Below are 11667 nucleotides of genomic sequence, written 5' to 3'. Positions count from 1 at the left end.
TTTTTCGGTCATGGTTTCACCCGCCTTTTGTATGGCAGCAACAATATCATTGATGGAGCCCTTTACCTTTTTCCAGGCATCATCGCTCACATATACTTGTTGCGAAAGGTTGTGGTTTACCTCTTCTCTAATTTCTTTTTGCAATAATTGCTGAAACTCAAAAGCCGATATAGAAGGGTCGCTTAATCTAAGCAGCATGTTATTGGGCGATATACGTTCCAGAAGTAGTGCCAGCCGTTCATAGGCCTGAAGACGCAACGGAAGTACCGTTTCAACCGTTTTTGACTTCACTTCGAGCAACTGCTTTTCGAATTGTTTTTGTAGAAAATTGCGTGTCACTAAATACATAGCATACATAACCAATGCTGCCGGAACCAGAATCTTTATTAACTCAGTTATATAGTCCATATCTAAGGCCTGAAACTTTTGGGCTCAATTTAGATTTTAAAATAGTGAGAATCTTAATGTAGGTATTAAGTTTACGCCCGAAATGGAGAAAAATTCTACAATTCCTGCCTTGCAACCGGTTAAACTAACCGAGAAAGCAATAGCTGAGGTAAAAAGCATTATGGAAAACAAAAGCATACCCCAGGGCTACGGGTTGCGCATTGGCGTAAAGGGCGGCATGGGCTGTGCCGGTCTTGGCTACATGCTTGGTTTCGATAAACCCAAAGAGGGTGACATAAGCTACCAGGTTGAGGGCATTGAAATTCACGTAGAGAAGAAACAAACCATGTACCTTATTGGCCTTGAGGTAGATTTCTACGAAGGTAGCGATGCCAGAGGCTTTACTTTTAACTCTCCAAATACCCCTTAATACTAACTTAGTTTTCACACACAATTCGTTGAAAAAAGATATCTACGTTTTAGGCACAGGGCTTTCTCACAATGGTTCATCTGTTCTACTTAAGAATGGCCGCGTATTAGTAGGTATAGAAAAAGAAAGATTAAGCAGAATTAAACATGACGGAGGAAATGACAGCCTCACCACTGAATACTGCCTGAAAGCAGCCGGAATTGGCCTTGACGAAATAGATTTGGTCGTTCAATGTGAAAATTTTGTAATCCCCTCCAAAAATGAGTTTAAAGGCCCTCGGGTTTTCAAGAATTATCCAGACGAGAAATTTGTCTCCATTTCGCATCATTTGGCCCATGCGTATAGCGTCATAGGCACTTGTCCGTACAAAAAATTCAATGTTTTAGTCATTGATGGTTGCGGGAGTCCATACGACCAATGCAACGATGAAAACCTACCTGATCTGAAAGAACTCAACCTAAACTCTAGTGACGGGCTAATTTGCGAGAAAGACAGTTATTACCACTATGATGGAACAAAGCTTCATACGTTGTTCAAAGATTTCAGTCCCCTGAACACCCAGAAGTCTCCCTGGTTGCCAACCACCAATCATTCCATTGGCGGTTTCTACTCCGCCATTAGCCACTATTGCTTCGGAAACATGGATGATGTAGGCAAGCTTATGGGGCTTGCGCCCTTAGGTAAACCCGAAATTCAGCATGAGGCCTTCTACTTTGAAAAAGGTAGAGTTTTTCTCTCTCCGCAATGGGACCAACCACTTACAACACCCGCTCATCATTGGGAAGGATTTAAACAGAACAGGCAGCACTATGCCAATATGGCCTTTTGGGCTCAAAGGGAGGTAGAAAGAGCCGTAGAATATATTCTTGAGTCGCGTTTAAAAGGTGAAACTGCAACCCCTCTGGCCTACACAGGAGGAGTTGCGCTCAATGCAGTGGCCAACAGTCGGCTAATCAGAAAAGGAGTAGTAAATCAACTATATATTGAACCTGCTGCTGCAGACAATGGCATTGCCCTTGGTTGCGCTTTCTATGGTTGGCTGGAAATAGTAAAGGGGAAAAGGCAAATTCATGATGGAAGTACCTGCTTCGGCAGCTCTTACTCGTTCTCAGCTTCAAAAGAAACAATTAACACCTTAAAGAATTGCTCCATAAAGGAATTGGACGAAGAAAATCTGCTCGAACAAACCGCTCGTCTTATAGCCAATAATAAGACAGTGGGCTGGTTTCAAGGGGGCTGTGAATTTGGCCCAAGAGCGCTAGGGCGAAGATCCATACTCGCCAATCCTTCAAACCGGAGCATGCAAGATCATATCAATAGTCATATCAAATTTCGAGAAGACTTTCGCCCTTTTGCCCCATCCATACTTCCCGAAGAGCTTCACAATCTGTTTCAGGACAAATTAAACAGTCCTTATATGATTTTAGTCGATAGACCGATCGACTCCGCCATAAATCAATTGGCAGCTGTTATTCATGTCGATGGTAGCTCAAGAACTCAAACCGTAGAAAAAGAATGGAACTCAAGGTTTTATAAGCTCTTGAAAACCTTAAAAAAACATACCGGTGTAGGTGCTGTACTCAACACTTCATTCAACAAAAAAGGACAGCCTATGGTTGAAAAACCTGAAGAAGCGATTGGCTTGTTTTTGAATTCAGCAATGGATGCATTGGTCATTGAAAACCACCTTATTTCTAAACAATCTTTCGTTTATTAGCATCTAAATTTATGCCTTGAAAGAGAAATCATTCGACATAGTGGTATTGACAGACAACCGCTATGTGGCCCCAGAAAATCCCGGCTGGTACGTACAAAATATTCTTAAAGAAGATGGTCTTGTGGTAGAAGCACTGCAAAGCAAGGGCTTTAAAGTGACAAGAAAAAGCTGGAGCGACCCAGACTTCGATTGGTCCTCTACTAAAGCAGTACTTTTCCGCACCACCTGGGACTATTTCGATCGGTACGAAGAATGGAAGGGCTGGCTCAAAAAAGTGAGTGAAGCCACCGAAATGATCAATCCATACCAATTGATTCAGTGGAATATGGATAAGCACTACCTCAAGGATCTTCAGGTTAAGGGTATAAACATTCCTGAAACTCACTATGTGGAAATTGGAGTAGTGACCAACCTGGCTGCTCTCTTTGCTCAGAAAGAGTGGACAGATTGCATACTGAAACCCTGTATCTCCGGAGCCGCAAGGCACACTTACAGAATCGACCTCTCCAACATTCATGAATACGAGCCTATTTTTCAAAAGCTGATTCAGCAAGAAGCCATGATGCTTCAGCCCTTTCAGAAGAATGTGGTGGAAAAGGGTGAAATATCGCTAATGGTAATGGGAGGCCAGTTTACCCATGCCGTACTAAAAATTGCTAAACCCGGTGACTTCCGAGTCCAGGACGATTTTGGCGGAACGGTACATGAATATCAACCTACTTTGGAAGAAATTGCCTTTGCCGAAAAAGCAGTGGCCGCCTGCGATCCACAACCCTACTATGCCAGAGTAGACATTATCCGTGATAACAATAATGAATTGGCTGTTATTGAAATGGAGCTTATTGAACCGGAGCTATGGTTTAGACTGAAGCCGGCAGCGGCCGAGGTTTTGGTTGAAGCGATCAGCAAGAAGGTTCAAGCATACCAAGCGAAATAACTAATTGCAACAATGTTGCAATTATAATTTAAGCTACTACCTTTGTCTAAAAGCTAAAGGATGCAAAGATTTGAGGTTATTATTATTGGAGGCAGTTATGCCGGCCTTTCAGCAGCTTTGGCCTTAGGCCGATCGTTGAGAAAAGTGCTGGTGGTTGATAGCAGAAAGCCATGCAATCGCTTTACTCCGCACTCCCAAAATTTCCTTACACATGATGGCCGAAAACCTGCTGAAATCAGTGCAATTGCGAAGGAGCAAGTTCAACAATACAAAACCGTAGAGTTTTTGGACGGCTTGGCATTGAGTGCCGAAAAAGCACCTGAGGGCTTCACTGTAGAAACAGACAAAGGCTCTTTTACAAGCAAGAGGCTCGTACTAGCTGCTGGCATTAAAGACATTCTACCCGATATCCCGGGAGTTGCCGAATGCTGGGGAAAATCGGTCATCCATTGTCCATACTGCCACGGTTATGAGTTCCACGGGCAACCGACAGGTATACTAGCCAATGGCGACAAAGCTTTTCACTATGCACAACTCATCTCAAATCTAACCCAGGAACTCACCATTTTTACCAATGGCAAAATCGATTTGCCTACTGAGCAGCTAACCGCAGTAAAAAGAAACAACATCGCTCTTGTAGAAACAGAAATTGAACGAATAGAGCAAGAGAATGGCCAAATCTCAGCAGTAGTTCTAAAAGACGGCAATACACACCAAATCAATGCACTCTACCATAGTCCGCATTTTGAACAAGGCACCAATATTGCGACAAGTCTGGGCTGTGAAATTACGGAACAGGGTCTAATCAAAGTAGATCAAAAGCAAATGACCACCGTACCAGGCGTTTATGCATGTGGCGATGCTTCTAACATGAGAGCCGTATCGGTAGCCGTATCTTCTGGCACTGTGGCAGGGGCTGTTATTAATTTCGATTTGATTCAGGAGAGCTTCTAGAAACATCAATACAAAAACTCAAAAGCGCTTTTATAGCCTCCCGTTTTCTGGGCGTAGTCCAGTACCGTATTGTAGAAGTTGTTTTTACTCAAGAAATATTTTAGTAATAAAGCATCACCTATAGATGAAGACCATACATCAACTTCTATTATTTTAGAACCGCTTCTCTTAGTTTTTCCTAAAAAAACAGATAAATTAGACTAACGTGTTAAATCAATAGTACTTACAAAGTCCTTGAGTGACACTAGAGTTAATTGGTTTAGGCGGCTTAATTAAGGTACACTAATGTAAGTGCCAGCAATTCTCTGCTGATGGAATGCTTTACTAAGCAACTTGTCTGTTAGGGTTTGTTACACCTTCCTTTTATATGATGACCTTAACTCCATTTATCACTTCTTCATTTGCGTGAGATAGAGCAATATGTGAACCCTATGTCAAATATGTTCCACAAAAAACTGAATGTAGTCCGGCCGAATGGTATAGCATAAGGCATTTGACCGGGGATTGAAAGGTGAGCTGCAGCCCAGTCGGCTCTGTATATGAGGGGCTTGTTTCATTTACAAATAGAATCAATATGTTAACATTTAAAACTCAAGATACCTCGGAATGGATAAAACAGATGTACTATAAGTTTCTCTTATTGTTGTTATGGACTCCTTTCGTTTCATGTTCTGAAGAAAAACCAATTCCAATAACAGAGGCTAAGCTGATTACGGAACTCTACGAGCTAAACGACTCAATACTCTTCGGTCAAATAGGGGATATTGAACTGCATGATGAATTCATGTTTTTTAGCGACAAAAACTCAAACCGAGTGTTTGTCCTCGACAGTAACTTTCAATTCTTAAGGACAATCGGTGAGGCTGGATCCGGACCAAACGAAATAAAGGGTATAAAAAATATTGCAATGGCCGATTCAACCTTATTTGTGCAGGATCTTTGGGGCGGCAAACTATTGAACTATTCATTGAATGGCGATCTACTGAAAACCATAAACATTAAGCTTAACTCCGGAGACTTTGATGTGTTAGGCTCTGATATAATTGGCAAAGTCATTGGTCAGCATGAATTACCATTTACAAAGTACTCTATAACCAATAGCAAGAGAGATTTTGGCAAACCCTTGATTAAGGAAGATGGATTTCCCGATATGCACGTCCGAGTAATTGAACAAAAAATAGTTACTGCTAATCTGTTGAACCGATTGAATGTGGACATCTATGATGATCAAGGAATTCTACTTGGCGAAAACTCTTTAGACCATATTCCGGTGGTTCAAGATTGGCTGGCTGGACTTGATATAGAAGGAAAGATAAATGCCAGCACTGCAAATACCGCATACGCTCAAACCACATTCTATGACATTGATATTGTTGACAACCACATCTTTTTTTCTTTGCCTCCCTTAGGTTCAAAGAATGGCGTAAAGAAGAACTTTATTATTGAGGCCATTCTGGATAAAAACAATAAAATTACAGTGACAAGAAAGATATTTTTTGAAGGATATTTTGCCTTCAACTGCTTTTCCATCACTGCTGATCTTAAATACTTAATAGGGTTCAATTCTTCCAATGGGTCAATAGTCAAATATCACATATCGAGTAAGGAAAATTAAGCCATTTAAAATTTGTACTCTTTTTCCCCAGTACAAAAGAGCCGAAAACACAGGATATAAGTTGTCATATACCATTAGCTAATGTCCCGCATGAAAAAGAACACATCACAGAACTTCTAAAAGAAAACACATTCAAATGATCCATATTTATTTAAGTCTTGTTATTGGCCTCTTATTGGTGAATGACCCTCACAAAATAAACCTGAAAAACGATCGCCAGTTGCTTATCATCGAAAAATCAATCCGACTAGTAGCAACCTCAGGAGAAACTATTCACAGCTTATCTTTCAACACTAAAGTTCAAAACTACCTCCTTATTGAAGAATCTCTTTTAATACTGAATACCCGAAACCAAAGCCACAAAATCGAAATCTCAGATAGCGCACTTAAAGTTATTGAGTCCAGAACGCCCGATTTTGAGCTACCGAACCGAAAGAAATGGGTATACCTTCACCATAAACAAAAAGAATTTCTGTTAGAAGAAACTGAGAATGACGTCAGAATTAAACACAAGTTTGATTCAACCAGATACTTCTCCATGGGTCACTTTATTAACAAGTCCTCAGAAAACAAAACGTATTCTAACAACATGGCTTACGATCTTAAAAATGACATTCTTATTATTCAGATAAGTAATTCAGACAGGTTCTTTCACCTTTCTCTTAAAGAGTATGATTCAAGTTTAAGTTCGTTGAATGTACATTTAGGAACTAAACCAAGTTATGCCTATTGGTACTTTGATATACACACAGAAACACTAGCCTGTATTGTGGAGTTTGAAAACAAAAGAAAGAATAGGTTTGAGGCTTTTTTATTAAAAGACGGGATACCAAAGCCTCAAAAGGCCAGAGATGGTTCAAAAAGTATCTCACAAACATGGTATGACTTAGGTTACTTTATCGGATATCTGGACGTTCTCCCAGAAGAATACCATAAGTCTCAGTTTCTGAGGGAGAATGAGGTTTTAAAACCCAAAAAGAAGTGAGAACCAGTTAAGAATATTTTGGCCCTCAATAAACTCAAAAGCACCTATATAGCCCTAATCTGCAATAAGGACTAGTGACTATTGCGTTTCTAGCTCAGGCCCTAGGTTTCAATACAAAAACTCAAAAGCGCTTGTGGCCTTCCCTTTTTTGTAGCCTAGCCTGAAAATTAATGAAAAGGCGGGGTTTCAAATATCTTCGTCTTATTCATTTATGTGTAACTCGAGTAATGCAATGCTATTAGGTGAATATGGACTAACCGTGTCGGATTTAGTAATTCTACCTCCTTCTATATGATAAATTATTGGATATGGGGTGATGACACCATTGGTATAGAAGATATTTTCAGTATCTAAATGCACATTAAAAGATTCAATCACATCTTTTCCCAATTTTGATGTAATGTTTTTGACGGAAGTAAAGTTCGTTAGAATGTAAATAACTTCGGGTGACTCTAAATTCAGCACCATAAAACTTTCTGCCGAGGTGGTACATCCCGGGCAACCAGCATTAGGAATCAAAAACACTCTTGAAATATTTGGTTCGAGAATAATGCCCATGTCATCTAAAGATTGAATGACATTACGGTTTGATGAATTGGAGCAAGAAATAAGAAGGCAAATTGAAAATGTTACAATTAGATATATGCTTACCTTTTTAGTCATTTTTAATGAATTTAATAATGTCAAAATGTAATGAATCTTCAATCGAAAACTTGTCCACGTTGATATGAACACCTTTTTCATTTATAAATGTTGGATTAGAGAAGTACTTAAAATCACGACTCAATTTCACTTCACCAATTCTACTTTTAGTAGAGTCGAGCATAACAACGTTCAAGTTTTGATTTCTACTTCTAATTGGGTGCTTGGAGTCAAAATCATCTTCATTCATCTTCACATTAATAAACCTGAGCCATAGTTTGTTATACGGGTCGTAATAAACACTGTAATAGGTGCTTTGTGTTTGGAAGACTTTTAGCTCCTGAAAAGGATCGCTTGGCAGGTACCTATCTTTTTCGGATAGTGGCCGAATTTTATCAATTTGATTTGAGCTAGCATTAAAATTACTCAGTTCACCAGCCTGATTGAAAAAGTAAAGGTTCCTATCTATTGGAAAACTTAGCGAGATCTCACCAGTTTTCGAATCATAAGCATTCCACATAAAGTGAAATTGGATACCCCAAACCCCCGTACCCACATAAGTACTAGGATAGGATAAGATTCTTTCCGTATTTCCTGTCTCTAAGTCTAACTTTAGTAATAAGCTGTTAGGGTATTCTGAGTTATTGTAGTATTCTTTTTGATGACCCCATGCATTGATATAATAATTATTCTTGTATAAGAACATAGGCATATCATTTGAGAAGGAGCTTGAAGGCACGAGTCCTTTTGAATCACTAAGGTCATATCTTCTTTTAATAGTTTTAGTAGTATCACTCAGGTAAAGTCTAAGAGAATTTTGAGAATGAATAAATAGACTATCAAAATTGTGAAAATGAAAGCCTTCAATTCTGCCAACAGAGTTCGGACCCTGAATAGGGAATGATAATATTTTTAAAATGGATTCACTATCATAGTCATATATGTAAATGGAATTCGAATTGGTATTTAATAGTCCCAAATAACCGTTATTCTCAACTTCAAAGTACTCTATGAGTGAAGTTGAGCTTGTTATGGAATCCAGAGGGAAACTTTTAGTTCCTACAACCTGAACTTCAATATTGTCATCACCGATATAAGTCAGTTCCTCTGTGTTCTTGTTATCACAGCAGATAAGGAAAAACAAAGATATTGTTGCTATAAGTAATTGGTTCTTCATGAAAGTTTTCGTGACTATTAAATAATAATGAAGGGCTTCTATGCCCTTCATTCGAATTGACTTGCGTTATATCGGGACTACTGAATTATTGCCCGGCCTCTTCCTCTATTTCTCCAGTGGGAACGAAACAGTGCTTATCTTCTTCTCTGGCTTTACACTTGTATTCTCCTCCACTCAAAAAACACCTTCCATCTGTGCCCTCTGCAGTTGTTAAGGTGCAGTCTGCATTTGAAAGATTAGGAACTAGGAAGAAGCCAATTAATACGATAAAAGTTATGATTTTTTCATTCTGATTATGTAAAATCAACCTTACTCTCTCCAGGGTTTTCGGTAACCCCCATTTTGTTGCTCCTCAGAGCAGTAGCAAACACGGTAAGGATTAAGAGAATTCGAATTCTGGTAATCAGTATTGTGTGCTTTTGTTCGGGCACCAAACGGCAGGATGAACTTCCTTCTTTCTTCTTCCGGAATTGAAAGTAACGAAAGGTATGTTGTTTTTTTTAATTCACCTAATTATTTTTTTTATAGTCAAATAATTCAACATTAATTATTTCAATCGCATGATAAGAATGCTATTTCTATAGATATTCGTTAGCTTGAAATTCGTACTTACTTTGAGTCTTACGCAAGCTCAGCGTCCTTTTAGGATTGTAATCATCTTTTGGTACCGGCTATTATTGGTGTGGCCTTTACTCACTAACTAGTCTTCGTTTGTAACGAGGACTTATGGATATCGCGTTTCCAACGTAAAAGCAATCAATACAAAAACTCAAAAGCGCTTTTATATCCTCCCGTTTTCTGGGCGTAGTCCAGTACCGCATTGTAGAAGTTGTCTTTACCAAGAGTTCCTGAATCACCAATAATCACCAACTGATTTCTGGCACGAGTCATGGCCACATTCATTCTTCGGTACTCTTTGAGAAACCCAATTTCACTTTTATCATTAGACCGGGTTAAGCTGATATAGATAATATCTCTCTCTTGCCCCTGAAACGCATCGACTGAATTGATGGTAATGTTCTCCCGCACCTCATCAAAAGCAGGGTTGTCCTTTATTAAGTCATGCAAAACCTCTACCTGGGCTTTGTATGGAGCAATGATGCCAATGGAAGTATCCGGTAAGATGTTGTCACCTAAATGTTTGACCAACAAAGCGGCCTCTTCTTCATTGTATGTACTAAGGGTCTGCTTTTTCACCTTTTCGGTGAATCCTGCTCCGGCAGTATCTATAAACACAAAGTGCTCCAGCTCCATTGCATAGGTGCGCTCCAGTACCTCACTGGCCGTTTTGAGTTTTCCTTCATAGAAGTAATCGCTGGAAAACCTCATAATATCCGGGTGCATTCGATACTGCGTTTGCAGCATAACAGTGGCTTCAGGTAATCCTATTGCCTTCTCAAACAGAGTGTTCTCTAGTCCCTCCTTTGCTGCCTTTATCGACTTGACGGTGGGCGGTAGCTGCTGGTGATCTCCTGCCATTACTACACGATAGGCCTTGCGAATGGCAATCCATGCCGCAGGCTCAAGCGCTTGGGAAGCCTCATCTATAAAAACGGTTTTGAAGACACGATCATTGACCAGCGAATGGGTTGAACCGACCAAAGTACAGGCTATGACTTGCGCCCTATCCATGAGATCTTCGGTAATGTGCTGCTCAATTCTATCGGCATCTTCTTTGAGCATTTTAGCTTCTTTCCTAAGCAGGTTGCGCTGCATACGCTCCTCATGGCCGAAGTTTCTTTTATACTTGCCGGCCATTCTCCGATACTCCTCCGAGCGCTTTCTTATCTCGCGAAGCTCCTTAAAATAAGCATGGTTAGCTATTTTGACATCCAGACTATTTTCGATTACCTCCGGAGTAAGGCGGGCCGGGTGGCCGAGCCGCAGTACTTCTATTCCAAGTACATCTAGCTTTTCAACCAGCAGGTCTACTGCCGCGTTGCTTTGGGCACAAACCAGCACCTGTCGCTCGGTTTTTACCACTTCTTTAATGGCATTGACAAGGGTGGTGGTTTTGCCTGTGCCTGGTGGGCCGTGAATTATCGCCACATCTCTGGCATTAAAAACCTTAGTGAGTGCCTGATTCTGACTTTCATTAAGGTTGACTGACTGAAAATCATATCCGCTTTTAAAGGCCGGCCGGTTAGCCCCGTAAAATATCTCTCGCAACTCAGCCAGCCGTCCGTTTTCTGCCTTCAGCACTTCCATAAGTGCTTTGTGCATTTCGCGGTAGCTGCCTTCATCGAAGAGCAGGTTCACTCCCAGCTTTCCATCGCCAATCCAATCGGGCAAATCGTCATCGTTAATGACAATCCTCATTTTGTTATCCCGAATAAAGCTGATAACCCCTTGAATAGTGCTATCCCTTTCATCTTGCCCTAGAAACAAACTGACCACCGCTCCCGACTGAAAGGCGTGGTTTTGCTCCAGGTGTGAAGTACGTTCCAATTCAACGGTCCAGCGCTCACCGGTACTTATGAAATGATTGGCCTTTACCACCGGATACCAGGTAACCCCTTGTCTTCTTCTTTCTTCAAGAGAAGTGTTCAGCATCTTTTGTTGATACTGAGCATAGTCTTCGTCCTTCTCTATTTTCAGAAGATCAATAAGCTTGGATATTTCGGCCTGAGCTGGAGTCATTTCTTAGAAAGGCCGCAAGATGGCGGATTGTTTTTAAAAATACTGTTCAAAACTTAATAGGGTTACTTACTTAAGTCGCAAGAAGTATATTTCTGAACCTTGCCTCCATTTGTGCCCTCACAAATGGCTGTTAAAAGACGTTGTGAGGACACAGCTTGTGGCTAGTATACTGGATCTAACAAA

10 protein-coding genes are annotated in these 11667 nt (G+C 40.4%); 6 read left to right on the top strand and 4 right to left on the bottom strand.

All coding sequences use genetic code 11. The features are described 5' to 3' along the window. Positions 1-408, bottom strand: a 408-nt coding sequence (locus B3763_RS14415) for a hypothetical protein (protein WP_286747458.1), incomplete at its 3' end; no start/stop codon positions are given. Positions 409-490: 82 nt separating this feature from the next. Between B3763_RS14415 and B3763_RS14410 the strand changes: the two genes are divergently transcribed. The 6 genes from B3763_RS14410 to B3763_RS14385 all read left to right on the top strand — a co-directional run bounded on the left by B3763_RS14410 (position 491) and on the right by B3763_RS14385 (position 7025). Beyond that, positions 491-817: a HesB/IscA family protein gene (locus tag B3763_RS14410; protein ID WP_189630323.1), complete on the top strand. Its 327-nt coding sequence runs from the start codon at positions 491-493 to the stop codon at positions 815-817. Between the two features lie 28 nt (positions 818-845). Continuing rightward, on the top strand, positions 846-2534 hold the full coding sequence (locus B3763_RS14405) for a carbamoyltransferase family protein (protein ID WP_286747457.1): 1689 nt from the start codon (positions 846-848) through the stop codon (positions 2532-2534). 16 nt (positions 2535-2550) lie between these two features. Continuing rightward, positions 2551-3471 carry an ATP-grasp domain-containing protein gene (locus tag B3763_RS14400; RefSeq protein WP_286747456.1) on the top strand — a complete coding sequence of 307 codons (921 nt, stop codon included), beginning with the start codon at positions 2551-2553 and terminating at the stop codon, positions 3469-3471. 60 nt (positions 3472-3531) lie between these two features. Further along, positions 3532-4425, top strand: a complete 894-nt coding sequence (locus B3763_RS14395) for an NAD(P)/FAD-dependent oxidoreductase (protein ID WP_286747455.1) — start codon at positions 3532-3534, stop codon at positions 4423-4425. 574 nt (positions 4426-4999) lie between these two features. Next, entirely contained in the window at positions 5000-6040 is a 1041-nt protein-coding gene (locus B3763_RS14390) for a 6-bladed beta-propeller (protein ID WP_189630319.1), read from the top strand. Positions 6041-6176: 136 nt separating this feature from the next. Then, complete coding sequence (locus B3763_RS14385) at positions 6177-7025, top strand: hypothetical protein (protein ID WP_286747454.1); 849 nt, start codon at positions 6177-6179, stop codon at positions 7023-7025. Between the two features lie 201 nt (positions 7026-7226). On the opposite strand, the gene B3763_RS14380 is transcribed toward B3763_RS14385, so the two are convergent. From B3763_RS14380 to B3763_RS14370, 3 genes are all read right to left on the bottom strand, one after another. Beyond that, on the bottom strand, positions 7227-7688 hold the full coding sequence (locus tag B3763_RS14380) for a hypothetical protein (protein WP_286747453.1): 462 nt from the start codon (positions 7686-7688) through the stop codon (positions 7227-7229). Next, complete coding sequence (locus B3763_RS14375) at positions 7681-8895, bottom strand: DUF4221 family protein (RefSeq protein WP_286747452.1); 1215 nt, start codon at positions 8893-8895, stop codon at positions 7681-7683. The genes B3763_RS14380 and B3763_RS14375 overlap by 8 nt, the downstream gene beginning before the upstream one ends. A 705-nt stretch (positions 8896-9600) precedes the next feature. Further along, positions 9601-11484 (bottom strand): AAA domain-containing protein, encoded by a 1884-nt coding sequence (locus B3763_RS14370; protein ID WP_286747451.1) that lies wholly within the window; start codon positions 11482-11484, stop codon positions 9601-9603. Positions 11485-11667 lie beyond the last annotated feature (183 nt).

The sequence above is a fragment of the Roseivirga sp. UBA1976 genome, from assembly GCF_002336325.1.
In the GTDB taxonomy this organism is placed as follows: domain Bacteria; phylum Bacteroidota; class Bacteroidia; order Cytophagales; family Cyclobacteriaceae; genus Roseivirga; species Roseivirga thermotolerans.
Note: the sequence above shows the minus strand (reverse complement) of the source record. Positions and strands in the feature narration are given on the sequence as shown.

What these genes read in the sequence shown, in the direction of transcription:
- B3763_RS14410 (WP_189630323.1), top strand. Translation starts at nt 491, where the DNA reads ATGGAGAAAAATTCTACAATTCCTGCCTTGCAACCGGTTAAACTAACC.
- B3763_RS14395 (WP_286747455.1), top strand. Translation starts at nt 3,532, where the DNA reads ATGCAAAGATTTGAGGTTATTATTATTGGAGGCAGTTATGCCGGCCTT.
- B3763_RS14390 (WP_189630319.1), top strand. Translation starts at nt 5,000, where the DNA reads ATGTTAACATTTAAAACTCAAGATACCTCGGAATGGATAAAACAGATG.
- B3763_RS14385 (WP_286747454.1), top strand. Translation starts at nt 6,177, where the DNA reads ATGATCCATATTTATTTAAGTCTTGTTATTGGCCTCTTATTGGTGAAT.
- B3763_RS14380 (WP_286747453.1), bottom strand. Translation starts at nt 7,688, where the DNA reads ATGACTAAAAAGGTAAGCATATATCTAATTGTAACATTTTCAATTTGC.
- B3763_RS14375 (WP_286747452.1), bottom strand. Translation starts at nt 8,895, where the DNA reads ATGAAGGGCATAGAAGCCCTTCATTATTATTTAATAGTCACGAAAACT.
- B3763_RS14370 (WP_286747451.1), bottom strand. Translation starts at nt 11,484, where the DNA reads ATGACTCCAGCTCAGGCCGAAATATCCAAGCTTATTGATCTTCTGAAA.